14 protein-coding genes are annotated in these 13,121 nt (G+C 63.1%); 5 read left to right on the forward strand and 9 right to left on the reverse strand.

The annotated features are described in order from the left end of the window. Positions 1-25 precede the first annotated feature (25 nt). Both FJ943_RS04700 and FJ943_RS04705 read left to right on the forward strand, forming a co-directional pair. Positions 26-3,202 carry an efflux RND transporter permease subunit gene (locus FJ943_RS04700; protein ID WP_140720043.1) on the forward strand — a complete coding sequence of 1,059 codons (3,177 nt, stop codon included), beginning with the start codon at positions 26-28 and terminating at the stop codon, positions 3,200-3,202. Between the two features lie 96 nt (positions 3,203-3,298). Beyond that, on the forward strand, positions 3,299-3,457 hold the full coding sequence (locus tag FJ943_RS04705; RefSeq protein ID WP_015315312.1) for a DUF3309 family protein: 159 nt from the start codon (positions 3,299-3,301) through the stop codon (positions 3,455-3,457). Between the two features lie 64 nt (positions 3,458-3,521). Here the strand turns inward: FJ943_RS04705 and FJ943_RS04710 are convergent, their stop codons facing one another. Together FJ943_RS04710 and FJ943_RS04715 are read right to left on the reverse strand one after the other, a co-directional pair. After that, entirely contained in the window at positions 3,522-4,481 is a 960-nt protein-coding gene (locus tag FJ943_RS04710; protein WP_140720045.1) for an SDR family oxidoreductase, read from the reverse strand. An 89-nt stretch (positions 4,482-4,570) separates the two neighbouring features. Beyond that, entirely contained in the window at positions 4,571-4,780 is a 210-nt protein-coding gene (locus FJ943_RS04715; protein ID WP_140720047.1) for a DUF680 domain-containing protein, read from the reverse strand. Between the two features lie 114 nt (positions 4,781-4,894). On the opposite strand from FJ943_RS04715, the gene FJ943_RS04720 reads away from it, so the two are divergent. Further along, the gene (locus FJ943_RS04720) at positions 4,895-5,809 is read left to right on the forward strand and encodes a LysR family transcriptional regulator (RefSeq protein ID WP_140720049.1); all 915 of its coding nucleotides are present in this window, start codon (positions 4,895-4,897) and stop codon (positions 5,807-5,809) included. On the opposite strand, the gene FJ943_RS04725 is transcribed toward FJ943_RS04720, so the two are convergent. The 3 genes from FJ943_RS04725 to FJ943_RS04735 form a co-directional block, all read right to left on the reverse strand. Next, positions 5,767-6,948 (reverse strand): MFS transporter, encoded by a 1,182-nt coding sequence (locus tag FJ943_RS04725; protein ID WP_140720051.1) that lies wholly within the window; start codon positions 6,946-6,948, stop codon positions 5,767-5,769. The two genes, FJ943_RS04720 and FJ943_RS04725, sit on opposite strands and share 43 nt — an antisense overlap. A 98-nt stretch (positions 6,949-7,046) precedes the next feature. Continuing rightward, positions 7,047-7,355: a DUF1244 domain-containing protein gene (locus tag FJ943_RS04730; protein WP_015315317.1), complete on the reverse strand. Its 309-nt coding sequence runs from the start codon at positions 7,353-7,355 to the stop codon at positions 7,047-7,049. Positions 7,356-7,366: 11 nt separating this feature from the next. Next, positions 7,367-8,164 carry an N-formylglutamate amidohydrolase gene (locus FJ943_RS04735; RefSeq protein WP_140720053.1) on the reverse strand — a complete coding sequence of 266 codons (798 nt, stop codon included), beginning with the start codon at positions 8,162-8,164 and terminating at the stop codon, positions 7,367-7,369. 286 nt (positions 8,165-8,450) lie between these two features. Between FJ943_RS04735 and FJ943_RS04740 the strand changes: the two genes are divergently transcribed. Further along, positions 8,451-8,897, forward strand: coding sequence for a DUF1036 domain-containing protein (locus FJ943_RS04740; RefSeq protein ID WP_174361986.1), 447 nt, complete (start codon positions 8,451-8,453; stop codon positions 8,895-8,897). Further along, on the forward strand, positions 8,894-10,327 hold the full coding sequence (gene pyk / locus FJ943_RS04745) for a pyruvate kinase (RefSeq protein ID WP_140616672.1): 1,434 nt from the start codon (positions 8,894-8,896) through the stop codon (positions 10,325-10,327). Before FJ943_RS04740 ends, pyk begins: the two co-directional genes overlap by 4 nt. On the opposite strand, the gene FJ943_RS04750 is transcribed toward pyk, so the two are convergent. From FJ943_RS04750 to ykgO, 4 genes are all read right to left on the reverse strand, one after another. Continuing rightward, the gene (locus FJ943_RS04750) at positions 10,297-10,800 is read right to left on the reverse strand and encodes a hypothetical protein (protein ID WP_140720055.1); all 504 of its coding nucleotides are present in this window, start codon (positions 10,798-10,800) and stop codon (positions 10,297-10,299) included. The two genes, pyk and FJ943_RS04750, sit on opposite strands and share 31 nt — an antisense overlap. 52 nt (positions 10,801-10,852) lie before the next feature. Then, positions 10,853-11,920, reverse strand: coding sequence for an alpha/beta hydrolase (locus FJ943_RS04755; protein ID WP_140720057.1), 1,068 nt, complete (start codon positions 11,918-11,920; stop codon positions 10,853-10,855). Between the two features lie 91 nt (positions 11,921-12,011). Next, positions 12,012-12,659, reverse strand: a complete 648-nt coding sequence (locus FJ943_RS04760; protein WP_140616674.1) for a hypothetical protein — start codon at positions 12,657-12,659, stop codon at positions 12,012-12,014. 110 nt (positions 12,660-12,769) lie between these two features. Continuing rightward, positions 12,770-12,895, reverse strand: a complete 126-nt coding sequence (gene ykgO / locus FJ943_RS04765; RefSeq protein ID WP_006327841.1) for a type B 50S ribosomal protein L36 — start codon at positions 12,893-12,895, stop codon at positions 12,770-12,772. Positions 12,896-13,121 lie beyond the last annotated feature (226 nt).

Genomic DNA, 13,121 nt, shown 5'->3' on the forward strand with positions numbered 1-13,121 from the left:
CCGAAAGCAACAGCAGGCATAAGTCATGGATATCGTCAGACTCGCAATCAACAATGCCCGCCTGACCATCTCGGTCCTGGTCTTCCTGCTGATTGCAGGCTGGGTCGCCTATCAATCGACACCGAAGGAAGCGGAACCCGACGTTCCGATTCCGATGATGTATGTCAGCCTGATCTATCAAGGCATTTCGCCGGAGGATTCCGAGCGTCTTCTGCTGCGGCCGATGGAAAGCAAGTTGAAAAGCCTGAAGGGCCTCAAGGAGATGCGCTCGGCCGCCTTCCAGGGCGGCGGCTACGTTCTGGTCGAGTTCCAGCCGCAGACGAACCTGGCGACGGCACTGCAGGACACACGCTCCAAGGTGCAGGACGGCAAGGCCGACCTGCCGCAGGCGGCCGAGGAGCCTGTCGTCACGGAGGTCAACATTTCCGAATTTCCGGTGCTCGTCGTCACGCTGTCCGGCGAACTGCCCGAACGCGTGCTGGCTGCCGCGGCGCGCGAACTGCGTGATCGCATCGAGGAAGTGCCCGGCGTGCTCGAAGGCTCGTTGCAGGGCTCGCGCGACGATCTGGTCGAGGTCGTCATCGATCCGATGAAGCTGTCGTCCTATGGCCTGCAGCTCGACCAGCTGATCGGCGCGGTCGGTGCTTCCAACAGCCTGGTCGCCGCCGGCAACATCGAGGGCTCGGAAGGCAAATATGCCGTCAAGGTGCCGTCGCTGATCGAGACACCCGAGGATGTGGCGGCACTTCCCGTGGTCGCCGGGCCCAATGCCGTGGTGCAGGCCAAGGACATCGCGACGATACGCTCGACCTTCGCCGACGCGACGACAATCACGCGCCTCAACGGCAAGCCGGCCATCGCCATCGAAGTCAAAAAGCGCATCGGCGCCAATCTGATCGATACGCTGACCAAGGTCAGGGAGGTGTCGGATGCCTTCGTCAAGACCATGCCCGAGGGCATGCACGTCACCTACACGCAGGACAAGTCGGTCTTCGTCAACCAGCTGCTGGGGGACTTGCAGAACCATGTGATGATCGCCGTCATCCTGGTGTTCATCGTCATCCTCTACGCGCTGTCCGGCCGTGCCTCGCTGCTGATTGGCCTGGCCATTCCGTCGTCCTTCCTAATCGGTATCCTGCTGCTTGCCATGATGGGCTACACGATCAACATGATCGTGCTGTTCAGCCTCATCCTGGCGGTCGGCATGCTGGTCGACGACGCCATCATCGTCACCGAGTTCGCCGAACGAAGGATGAGCGAAGGCGTGCCGAAGCAGGAAGCCTTCGCGCTCGCCGCCAAGCGCATGGCCGGCCCGGTCATCGCCGCGACGATGACGCGTATCGCCGCCTTCTCGCCGCTGTTGTTCTGGCCCGGCATCATCGGCGATTTCATGAAGTACATGCCGATCACGCTGATCGTCACGCTGTCGGCCTCGATGCTCTATGCGCTGGTCTTCGCGCCGACGCTGGGCGCTATATTCGCCAAGGCGCCGCAGCATCACGAGGATGGCAATCGCGACGGCTGGTACATGGCTGTCGTCAAGCAGGCGGTGCGCTTTCCCATCACCGTGATGGTGCTCACCGTCGTCTTGCTGACCGGTATTTTCGTTGGCTATTCAAAGTACGGTGCCGGCGTCGAGTTTTTCCCGAGCGTCGAACCCGACTACGGCCTGCTTTACGTGCATGCCCGCGGCAACCTTTCGCTGGCCGAAATGGATACGGCGACCAAGATCGCCGAGAGCCGGTTGCTCGGGTGGCCTGGCGTGAAGTCGGTCTACACCCGCGTCGGCAAGACGCAGGGCGGCGGCCAGGACGTGCCCGAGGACGTCGTCGGCGTCATCCAGTACGAATTCATCGACTGGCGCGAACGCAAATCGGCGAACGATATCCTGAACGATCTGCGCGGCGTGATGGCCGGCATTCCCGGGGTCGACGTCGAGGTGCGCGTGCCGGAAGCCGGTCCGCCGACCGGCAAGCCGATCCAGATCAGGCTATCGGCCGTCGATCCAGCCGGCCTCGACGACAAGGCGCGCGCCGTCGCGGCGCGTATCGCCAAGGTGCCGGGCGTCATCGATGTTTCCGATGGCCTGCCGCCGCCCGGCGTCGACTGGGCTCTCGAGGTCGACCGCGCCAAGGCCGCGCAATACGGCATCAGCCCGACTTCGGTCGGCACCGTGGTGCAGCTGGTGACGAACGGACTGAAGCTCTCCGAATACCGGCCTGCTGGTGCCGATGACGCTGTCGACATCCGCCTGCGTCTTCCGGAAGACCGGCGCACGCTGTCGACGCTGGACGAGCTCAGGGTGCAGACCTCGCAAGGGTCGGTGCCGATCTCGAACTTCGTCGTGCGCAAACCCGAGCCGACGGTCGGCATCCTCAACCGCATCGACGGTGCCCGAACCGTGGTGGTGCAGGCCAATGTTGCCGCCGGCCAACAGGTCGCGGCAGTCCAGCAGCAGGTCACCCAGGCCGTCACCGATATGAATCTGGGCAGCGGAATACGCTGGAAGCTCGCCGGATCGAACGAGGACAGCGCGGAAGCCAGCGCCTTCCTCAGCAAGGCCTTCGGCGCGGCGATCTTCCTGATCTTCTTGGTGCTGCTGGCGCAGTTCAACAAGTTCACCAGCGTATGGCTGGTGCTGTCCTGCGTGGTCATGGCGACAATCGGCGTGTTCCTTGGACTGCTGATCACGGGCGAGACGTTCGGCATCGTCATGTCGGGCATTGGCGTCATCGCGCTGGCCGGCGTGGTGGTGAACAACAACATCGTGTTGATCGACACCTACGACCGGTTGCGTGAGGAGGGCTGGGACAAGATGGACGCGGTGCTGCAGACCTGCCGCGAGCGTGCGCGACCGGTTGTGCTGACGGCGGTGTCGGCGATTCTCGGCGTGCTGCCGATCGCCTTCGGCCTTGGGCTCGAAATCTTCCATCACGAGACGACGATCAATGCGCCGTCGACGCAATGGTGGATTTCGCTGTCCTCGGCGATCGTCTTCGGCCTGTCCTTCGCCACCATTCTGACGCTGGTCGTGACGCCGTCGATGCTGATGGTGTTCACCCGCGCCAAGATCAAACCCGGCGCGCGACGCGGCTTAATCAGCCGTCTCTTCCGGCGCGGCAAGGGCGAGATCTCGTCCCAAGGGCCTCTGGCAGATGTCGGCGCCGAGCCGGCAGTCAGCTTCCCGAAGGCGGCGGAATAGAGCGTTTCGCAGGCCAAGCAACAAAGGCCGTCCGGGAACAACCGGGCGGCCTTTTGCATTGTTCCCTCGAATGCAACCAGACGGCGAGGGCTCAAAATGACGATCAGCACACTTCTCGTTATCATCCTGATCCTGATCCTGATCGGCGCTGTGCCGGCATGGCCGCATTCGCGCTCCTGGGGCTACGGACCATCGGGCATTGTCGGCGTCATCCTGGTCGTGGTGCTGATCCTGCTTGTGCTGGGCAGGATCTGACCGGCAACGATCCGCCGCCGGACCCTTACCGAGCGCAGCCGTTCTCACCTGCCAGCAAGCTCGATCAGGCGGCCTGGCGACGGGTGGGCGCGACGGCGATGCCGATATCCTGCAAGGCTTCGTTCACCGCCTGATCGAGCGGCGTATGCGGGATTTCGCCGATGATGCCTGCCAGCCGCGTCGAGGCCAGCCGGTGCGGCTCGAAGCGCAGGTATGACATCGAGACGATCTCGCGCCACATCGCCACGAACGGGCTGCCGGCGCGCAGCACCCACCAAGGCATGGAAGTCATCTTGAGTTGATGGCCGATGGCGTTCTCGGCGGCCACCTTGATCTCGAGATCGGTGACGGCATGGCCTGGAAAGTTCAGCGCCTCATAGAAGCCGAGCTTGTCGAGATTGCGGGCCAGCGCGACGAAACCGACGGCGAAATCCGGCAAATAGGCCCATTCATGCACGAGGTCGGCCGGACCGGGCGCGGTGTAGATGCCCTTGTTGATCTTGGCGGCGACGATCAGGTCAAACCAGGAGCCGCTGCCGGTGCCGCCGAAGAAATCGCCGGCCCGCAGAACAATGGTGCGCACCCGTCTGGCCTCGGCCTCACGGCGGAACAGATCCTCCATGGCACAGCGGATGCGGCCCTTCTCGGTCGTCGGATGGAACGGCGTGTCTTCCGATATCACCGCCGGCATGGGCGAGCCGTAATTGTAGACGGTGCCGGGGAAGAGATGCTGCGCACCGTTGGCATGGCAGGCGGCCATGACATTTTCGGCCATTGGCAGGCATTTGCCCCAGTCTGTATAGATCGGGTTGAGGCCGTTGAAGATGATGTCGACGCCCTCGGTGGCCTGGATCAGCGATTGACGGTCCAGCGCATCGCCGGCAACCGCCGTGGCGCCCTCAAGCTCGGCCGGCACCATGCCGGTACGGGTGACGGCGCGGACGTCGAAGCCGGCGTCGATGAAGGCCTTGGCAACCACGCGACCGAGCCGGCCATTGGCGCCGAGAATTGCGATCTTGGTCATTCTTCGTCTCCTTATTTGTTTTCAAGTGCGGGGTTTGCCCAGAAGCGACGGGACGAGCCCGCCGCTTCTGGATTTTCGAGGGCCGACGTTCAGCGGCTGCCGAAGAGGTCGCGGTTGCTGCCCTGGACGGCTGGCTTCTGATTGGTCGCCTCGGATTTGCTGATCGACGTGGTGGTCACATTGTCGGTGGTGACGACGGTTGGCTGGCTGGCATTGTCCGAGCCGAACTTGTCGCTGCCGGCGAAAGCCGTGTTGGCGGCGATGAGGAGGGCGGCGGTTGCGATTGCGATCTTGGTCATTGGATTACTCCTGATTGGTTGTTGCAGTCGGTATCGGTGTTTGCAGGGTGAATATGATCGCTTCATCGATGAATTAAAATTGACTACGAATGCAGTTTTGATATTCATTATTGAATGGAAGACATTGACTGGAACCTGATCAAGAGCTTTGTCACCGTGGCGGAAACCGGCAGCCTGTCGGCCGCGGCGCGAAAGCTGTCGGCAAGCCAGCCGACGCTTGGCCGTCACATCGGCGAGTTGGAACAGGCGCTCGGCGTCACGCTTTTCCGGCGCGGCCGAAGCGGCTATGCGCTGACCGAAGCGGGAGCCACGCTGTTCGAGCGCGGCAAGACGGTGAGCGAGCAGGCAAGCGCCTTTTCACGGCTCGCTCTGGGTTCGGTCGAGGCGATCGAAGGCACGGTGCGCATCGCGGCCAGTGAGGTGGTAGCGGCCTATGTGCTGCCCGACATGATGGCGCGGCTCGGCGTCGACGAGCCCGGCATCGAGGTCGAGATCGTTGCCTCGAACCAGGTCGAGAACCTGCTGCGCAGGGATGCCGACATTGCCATCCGCATGGTCAAGCCGGCGCAGAACGAACTGGTGGCGCGCAAGGTCTGCGATATCGCACTCTGCGCCTGCGCGGCCATATCCTATCTCGACAGGTGCGGGCGCCCGGTGGGGCCGGCCGACCTCGTCAATCACGCCCTGATCGGCTTCGATCGCAGCGACGAGATGATCCGGGCCTTTTCCCAGTATGGCATCCCGGTCACCCGAAACAGCTTTCGTTTCAGGGCCGACAATCAGATCGTGCTTTGGGAAGCCGTGCGGGCGGGAAACGGCGTTGGTCTTGGCCAGGAGCCGCTGGCAGACCGCGATCCGCTGGTGGAGAAGGTGTTACCCGGCCTGCCCTTGCCTGCCCTGCCGGTATGGCTGGCCATGCATCGCGACGTGCGCACCAGCGTGCGCATCCGCCGCGTGGCTGATTTTCTCCACGAGGAATTGAAACGTTATTCGGCAGGCGCGGCATCCGGAGCGAATTCGGCGCGGTGAGCCAAACCGGCCATCAGCAAGACGACGATCAGCAGAGCCGACATGGCGATGAAGATCGGGCCGAAGCTGGAATGCTCGGCGACGAAGCCGATCGCCGACGGCGCCACCAGAATGCCGGAATAGCCCATGGTGGTGACGACGCTCATGCCGGTGCCCGACGACATGCCCTCCTGGTTGCCGCCGGCGGAAAAGATGATCGGCACCATGTTGGCGATGCCGAAGCCGCAAAGCGCAAAGGCTGATATGGCGAGCCAAGGCGAAGGTGACAGGCCGGCGATCAGCATGCCGGCGGCCGCGACGATGGCCGAGCCGCGCAGTGTCATCACCGCGCCGAATCGGTTGCGGACGCCATCGCCGAAAAAGCGCATGATCGCCATGACGCCGGAGAAGGCGGCATAGGCAAGACCGGCGACGGCGAGGTCGGCGCCGAGTTCCTGCCGTAGATACAGCGCCGCCCAATCGAGCACCGCGCCCTCTGAAATCATCGTCAGCAGGGCCATCAGGCCGATGAGGTAGACCAATGGGTTTGCCGGCAGAGCGAATTTATGATGCTCGACCGCCTGCGGTTTGTTTTCGGCCACGATGTGGGGCACCGCCGCCGCGATTGCCGCGAAGGCAAGCACGGTCACCACCGCGGCATGGGCGAGGTGGCCATAGGTCTGGATGGCGAAGCCGCCGAGGGCGCCGCCGGCGAAACCGCCGAGGCTCCAGAAGCCGTGCGACGAGGACATGATGGCGCGCCCCAGCCGCCGTTCCACCACCACCGCATTCGCATTCATGGCGACATCCATGCCGCCGATGGAGCCGCCGAATATGAACATGGCGATGGCCGCCAGCGGCACGTCGGGTGCCAGCGCCACGACCAGCAGGCCGAGGCTGCCGCACAGGCCGAACCAGCGCAGCACGGTGCGCGAGCCGTGTTTGGAGATCAGGTGGCCGCACCATGTCATGGCGGTGACCGCGCCGGCGCCGAACAAAAGGATCAGCAGGCCGAGCGTGAATTTCGAGATGTCCAGCCGGGTCAGGAAGACAGGAATCTGCGGCGCCCAGCTGCCGGTCAGGAAACCATTGGCGAGGAAAATGGCCCCCACGGCCCATCGCCCGCGAATGGCAGTCTGCATGGCGTTCGAAGCGTTCATGGCACGAATCCGGTCAGAAAATGGCTTTGCGCGGCAAATTAGATCGATTCAATTTTCAGTCAAGCGCTGTTGTGGCAAAGCATTTGGGCTAAACGGGCTCAGTGATCCTTGGGGCGCCGTGCTTCGAATTCCGCCTTCTTGGCGTCCGAAGCCTCTATCTGGTTGAGCGCCTGCCATTGCGCATAGGGCATGCCGTAGACGATCTCGCGCGATTGCTCCTTGCCGAGCTCGACGCCTTCGGCATTGGCTGCTTCGCGGTACCAGTTCGACAGGCAGTTGCGGCAGAAGCCGGCGAGGTTCATCAGATCGATGTTCTGCACGTCGCCCCGTTCACGCAAATGCTCGACCAGTCGCCGAAAGGCGGCGGCCTCGAAGTCGCGCTTCTGTTCGTTGCTGAGTTCGGTCATCGAAACCTCCGTCATAGCGGCCCGGTGCGCGAGCCGAACATCTTTACCGCATGTATATCGGGACGGCGGTCGATCGCGTCAACGATCGGTGCGAGCCGCCCGGCCCAGGCGACAATGCCCTTCTGGTCCGCTATCAGATCCTGGCGGATTTCGATCAGCGCGTGGGCATAGCCATTGACGATGGCGTGCCTGAACATGGTGTCGCCGCGCAACGCGCCATCATACGGTTCGTTGTCGCCAACCACGAGTTGTTTGTCCTCGGCCAGCATATCGATCAGCGGTCGCGCCACCCGGTCGTCCTTGTCCCACAGGATACCGACATGCCACGGACGTTGCTTGCCCTGCATGGCAGGGGTGAAGGAATGCACCGAGAAGATGAAAGGCGCTTGCCCTGAAGCCTGCGCGACTGACGCAATCATGGCGCCGACCGCGTCGTGATAAGGGCGGTAGAAGCGATCGAGCCGCCTTTCGCGTTCCTCCTGCGCCAGGGGATAATTTCCGGGAATGATGGTGCCGTCGTAAAGCTGGCGAATGAGTGTTGGATCGTCCTCGCCTCGGTTGGGGTCGATCAGCAGCCGCGAGAAATTGGCGAGCACCGCCGGCGCATTGAGCAGGGCCGCCAGTTCGCGCGTCACCGCTTCGACGCCAATGTCATAGGCGATATGGCGGTCGAATTCGGCCGCCGGCAGCCCCAGGCTGCCATATTCTTCCGGCAGGTCGCGGCGGGCGTGATCCGCCAGAAGCACGATGCCTCGCTTGCGGTCGCCCTCGACGATGTCGAAGGGCGCGAAAACTGTGGATCGGGTCATTGGCGGAAAATGGTCGTTCGCTGGCCTTCGGGGAGGATGCTATCGTCATTCCACGAAGACGACGTGTACGCAATGCCGTTGTTTAGCCAAGGTTTCCCGGGAAATCTGGCACGGGGCGACGGTCGTGCGCCGGGAGCCTTCCTAAATCGATTGGAATTGGTCAAAACGGCGCGTTGACATGCGCCCGGACTTTTCCGAAAAGGGGCGCAGAGAGATGCTGATGTGGTTCTTGAGGGGTTTTAGGATGGGTTCCGACGGCGGGCAGCGCGCGCGCTTTGCCTTAGCCATGCCGCTCCTGACGCTCGCCGTGGGACTGTCAGCGATGGTCACAGCTTCACCGGCGCGCGCCGACTTTCGCGTCTGCAACGCCACGCAGAACCTGGTCGGCGTCGGTATCGGCTATCGGGCCAAGGCCGGCTGGATCACCGAGGGCTGGTGGCACATCGAGGGATCGAGTTGCAAGACGTTGATCGAAGGACCGCTGTCATCAAGGTTTTACTATCTTTATGCAGAAGACGCCGAGCGCGGTGGACGCTGGGACGGCCCGATCAACATGTGCGTGGCTGAAAAAGAGTTCAAGATTGCCGGCGTAAGCGACTGCGTCGCCAGGGGCTTCCAGCGCGCCGGATTCCAGGAATATGACACGGGCGAGCAGGCAAGCTGGATGGTCCAGCTCACCGACGAGCCCGCAACGGGAGGCGCTCCAGCCGCCCCGGGAACGAACAGTCAATGAGACGTAGCCGCAAGGTCAAGATCCTAGCCACAATCGGTCCGGCATCTTCCTCCGAGGAGATGCTGAAAAAGCTGTTCGAAGCCGGCGCCGATGTGTTCCGCATCAATATGAGCCATACCGATCATGAGCTGATGCGCACGCTGGTCGCCCGCATCCGCGCGGTCGAGGAAAGAGTTGGCAGGCCGATCGGCATCCTGGCCGACCTGCAGGGCCCGAAGCTGCGCGTCGGCAAGTTCGCCAATGGCAAGGAAGTCTTGACGCTGGGCCAGACATTCACCCTCGACGACAATCCCGAGCCCGGCACCTCGACAAGGGTCTACCTGCCGCATCCTGAAATCCTGAGCTCGGTCGAGGCTGGCCATCGCCTCCTGATCGACGACGGCAAGCTCGAACTGAAGGCGGTAAAGAGCGACGGCAAGTCGATCGTCTGCACCGTTATTGCCGGCACCACCATTTCCGACAAGAAGGGCGTCAGCCTGCCCGATACCGACCTGCCGGTCGGCGCGCTGACCGAGAAGGACCGCAAGGATCTCGACGCGGTGCTCGCCACGGGCGTCGACTGGGTCGCGCTGTCCTTCGTGCAGCGGCCGGAAGATCTGGCCGAGGCGCGCAAGATCGCCCGTGGCCGGGCGCTGATCATGGCCAAGATCGAAAAACCGCAGGCCGTGGCCCGGCTGGCCGAGATCATCGAACTGTCCGACGCGCTGATGGTCGCCCGCGGCGATCTCGGCGTCGAAATGCCGTTGGAGGCGGTGCCCGGCATCCAGAAGCAGATCACGCGCGCCGCGCGCCGCGCCGGCAAGCCGGTGGTGGTCGCCACGCAGATGCTGGAATCGATGATCACCGCCCCTGTGCCGACCCGCGCCGAAGTGTCCGACGTTTCGATCGCCGTCTTCGAAGGCGCTGACGCGATCATGCTGTCGGCGGAATCGGCAGCGGGCGCTTATCCGGTCGAGGCGGTGGCGATGATGAACCGCATCGCCGCCAAGGTCGAAACCGATCCGACGTATGCCGGCATTATCAACGCGCAACGCTCCGAGCCGGAAGCGACCGGCGCCGATGCCATTTCGCTGGCCGCCCGCGAAATCGCCGAAACGCTGAAACTGTCGGCGATCATCACCTACACGGCATCGGGCACCACCGGCCTGCGCGCCGCGCGCGAGCGTCCCCAGGTGCCGATCATCGCGTTGTCGCCGATCCTCAACACGGCGCGACGGTTGTCGCTTTTATGGGGCACGCATTGCGTCGTCTCGCCCGACGCCACCGATCTCGACGACATGGTCAACCGCGCCTGCCGCATCGCGCTGGAAGAAGACTTCGGCAAGCCGGGCGACCGGGTCATCATCACCGCAGGCGTGCCGCTGCGGACTCCGGGATCGACCAACATGCTGCGCATCGCCTATGTCGGATCGGAAACAGCCGGCCGGTAGTCGGCCCCCAGCGTCGTTGCAGTCCTGAGCGCTCTTACCGCGGCTTCCGCGTGGTTTTTTCGCTGGAGGAACCGTCGCGCGCGAGGAATGGGGTCATGCAGATACTGATCCGGGCCGAGCATCTTTCGCCGGTTGAGTTCGGTCTTATCGAGCAGATCGAAATCCACTTTCGCAATCGTGCAACGCCATCCGGCGTTGCGCGAAGCCCAGCTTCTTTCATGGTGTTCGAGCAACCGCTCTCGGGCGCAATAGCCATGATAGTCGAAAGCGATCAGGCCGTTCATCACATAGATATGGTTTCCTGAAAAGCCTTCGTCAGGAATGATCCGTTCGCCGTAAAATCCCTCCAAAGGCGGATGCTTGAGGAAGGTGCCGGCGAGAATGGCGCATGCGCCGTGACCGAAGAAGATGCGATCCGGCAGCGCCCATCGCTTTTCCGGATTTCTCTTTATGCCGTGTTTCAGGACGTACATGCCGCTCTGATCCCAATGGCGGGCTGCGGTGGCCGTTTTCGGATGGCACGCATCAGGTCGGCGCGAGCTCCGCTTCAGGTTCTTTGATGTCGGCGCATTTGCCCGTGCCATACGTGTCGCCGGCAATCCGTGCCTCCACCGTCCTGGCGATTGCTTCCAGATCGATATCCTTGCCGCCGACTTTCTCGATGGCGCCGACGACGAGGTCGGAAGCGATCCAGTCCGGCTTATGACCGAGATTATGCACCCAGACGAGCTCGGCACCCGGGATGTCGCGCACCAGGCCGACGGAGTGGATCCGGGCATAGACGACCTTGTCGCGGTCGCCGGAGATGACCACGGTCGGGGCCGTGATCTCTTTGTAGTGCGGTGCGGCGGCGAGCGCATAGCGATAGAGGCCGGCAACGTCGGTGGCGTTGGCGCGAAAGGCCGACGGCCTCAGCACCAGCGGGATCGAGGTTGCGGCGAGATAATTGTCGGGCACCTTGTTGGGTGAGAAGACGCAGGTCGTGGCGTCCGCCATCCACAGCGTCCCGGCAGGATAGGTCAGCGTCTCGGAAAACAGCCGGCCGATCACCGGAATGGTGGTCAGGTCGTAGTACCAGGACGTCGCGCCGCCCGGCCAGGGATGGGTCGCCGGCGCCAGGAAGACCAGCCCGAGCGTCTTGTCCGCATGCTCGCGGCCGAAAGCCGCCGTCACCACGCCGCCGAAGGAATGGCCGACGATGATTGCCTTCTTGATGCCGAGACGGTCCATCAGGGCGGCGATGGTTGCGGCTTGCGCCGATGGGTCCTCATTGTTGCCTGGACCGCGGCCGGACCAGCCAAAACCAGGCCGGTCGAAGAACAGCATTTCGGCGCGGCCTTCAAGCAGCGGCCTGAGTGGCAGCATCTGGTCTTTCAAATTGGCGCTGGCGCCATGGATGAAGACGATCGGCGGCAGATCCGCACTGGCTGGGGCGGGGAGGTGGACGTAGTGGATGCGGGCACCGTCGATGTCGGCGAACGCCCCGACCGAAGGACCGCGGCGCTCGATCAGCCACGAGCCGGCGCGGGTGACGCCGACCAGGGCAAGGACAAGCGCCATCAGGAAGGCGAGCGCGGCATAGATCAGGTGCATGCAGGTATACGGGGATGGAGGGGGATAAGTTGTGGGGTAGGGCAGTAGGGCTGGCTCCAGCGCCAGCGCCTAATGGCTATTTCCTGATCTATCAAATGCCTTCGCCGGCAAGCTCTTCCGACAGGGTCGCGACCTGGTTCTGGGCGCTGCGCATCATCGGGTAGATGGCCAGCACCTTCTGCCAGGCCTCGAGCGCCGATTGCTTGTGGCCGGTCTCGGCCATGATCTGGGCCAGGCCCGACAGCGCGCCAAAATGGCGTGGCTCGAGCTGCAGCGTGCGGTCGATGTCGGCCATCGACTTGCCGTAGTTCTTCATCATGAAATGCACGGTGGCGCGACGGTTCCAGCCTTCGGCGTAGCTAGGCTGCAAGGTCACCACCTGGTCCAGGAAATCGAGCGCGACGTCGAATTTCTGATCATTCATCGCTTTTTGCGACCACTGCATCATCAGGTCGATCGAGGCGCTGCCGGACTGGAACCATTCGTTCCAGATGCTGCCGGCGATGCGCTCGGCGGCCTTTTCGTTGCGCTCGCGCTTCAGGTCGGAGAACAATTTGTCGAGCCGGGCCTGTTTCGTCATCGGCGTGGCCGGAGTGTCCGGAGCCGCTGGCTGGGCATCGGCGGGCGCCGGCTGACCATCCGCGGCCGCCACCGCGATCGGCCGATCACCGGCTTGGGCCGGCAGGGGGATGACGCCGGAAACCAGCAAAGTCGTCAAGAATACAAAAAGAATCCGCATCGCCCGAGTTTAATCCCGGGCGGCGGAACATCAAAGTGATTTTAGCGTGGGAAGGTCGGCTGGCCGACAAGCATCAGTGGGCGGAGACGAAAAAGCCTCCGGCCGAAAACTCAACCCTGGCGCGCCTTGTAGCGCGGGGCGGTCTTGTTGATGATGTAAACGCGGCCCTTGCGGCGAACCAGCTGGTTGTCGCGGTGACGCGCCTTCAACGCCTTGAGCGAATTCTTGATCTTCATGGTCTTGCCTGTCGGTCTGGACCCGGTTCGGGGTCGAATTTTTAAGGCGCGCCAGAAGACGCGCCTTTTGAACGGTGGGTGGCTCATAAACGAGGAGACTTGCCCATGTCAACCGTAAGTCAACCGCAAGCGCGCTCCGCGTCCCGATATCATCAAATATCCGCCATGTCGGCCCCGTGGCATTGCGCGGCCATGAGCCGGCTGGGATGATGTCGTCCATCGCAAG

Origin of the sequence: Mesorhizobium sp. B2-3-10, assembly GCF_006442275.1 — a bacterium.
Lineage (GTDB): Bacteria > Pseudomonadota > Alphaproteobacteria > Rhizobiales > Rhizobiaceae > Mesorhizobium > Mesorhizobium australicum.

Excerpts from the sequence above, each read along its gene's own strand:
- pyk (WP_140616672.1), top strand. The coding sequence starts at position 8,894 with ATGAGACGTAGCCGCAAGGTCAAGATCCTAGCCACAATCGGTCCGGCA.
- FJ943_RS04735 (WP_140720053.1), bottom strand. The coding sequence starts at position 8,164 with ATGACCCGATCCACAGTTTTCGCGCCCTTCGACATCGTCGAGGGCGAC.
- FJ943_RS04750 (WP_140720055.1), bottom strand. The coding sequence starts at position 10,800 with ATGTACGTCCTGAAACACGGCATAAAGAGAAATCCGGAAAAGCGATGG.
- FJ943_RS04760 (WP_140616674.1), bottom strand. The coding sequence starts at position 12,659 with ATGCGGATTCTTTTTGTATTCTTGACGACTTTGCTGGTTTCCGGCGTC.
- ykgO (WP_006327841.1), bottom strand. The coding sequence starts at position 12,895 with ATGAAGATCAAGAATTCGCTCAAGGCGTTGAAGGCGCGTCACCGCGAC.
- FJ943_RS04730 (WP_015315317.1), bottom strand. The coding sequence starts at position 7,355 with ATGACCGAACTCAGCAACGAACAGAAGCGCGACTTCGAGGCCGCCGCC.
- FJ943_RS04755 (WP_140720057.1), bottom strand. The coding sequence starts at position 11,920 with ATGCACCTGATCTATGCCGCGCTCGCCTTCCTGATGGCGCTTGTCCTT.
- FJ943_RS04720 (WP_140720049.1), top strand. The coding sequence starts at position 4,895 with ATGGAAGACATTGACTGGAACCTGATCAAGAGCTTTGTCACCGTGGCG.
- FJ943_RS04715 (WP_140720047.1), bottom strand. The coding sequence starts at position 4,780 with ATGACCAAGATCGCAATCGCAACCGCCGCCCTCCTCATCGCCGCCAAC.
- FJ943_RS04700 (WP_140720043.1), top strand. The coding sequence starts at position 26 with ATGGATATCGTCAGACTCGCAATCAACAATGCCCGCCTGACCATCTCG.
- FJ943_RS04705 (WP_015315312.1), top strand. The coding sequence starts at position 3,299 with ATGACGATCAGCACACTTCTCGTTATCATCCTGATCCTGATCCTGATC.
- FJ943_RS04740 (WP_174361986.1), top strand. The coding sequence starts at position 8,451 with ATGCCGCTCCTGACGCTCGCCGTGGGACTGTCAGCGATGGTCACAGCT.
- FJ943_RS04725 (WP_140720051.1), bottom strand. The coding sequence starts at position 6,948 with ATGAACGCTTCGAACGCCATGCAGACTGCCATTCGCGGGCGATGGGCC.
- FJ943_RS04710 (WP_140720045.1), bottom strand. The coding sequence starts at position 4,481 with ATGACCAAGATCGCAATTCTCGGCGCCAATGGCCGGCTCGGTCGCGTG.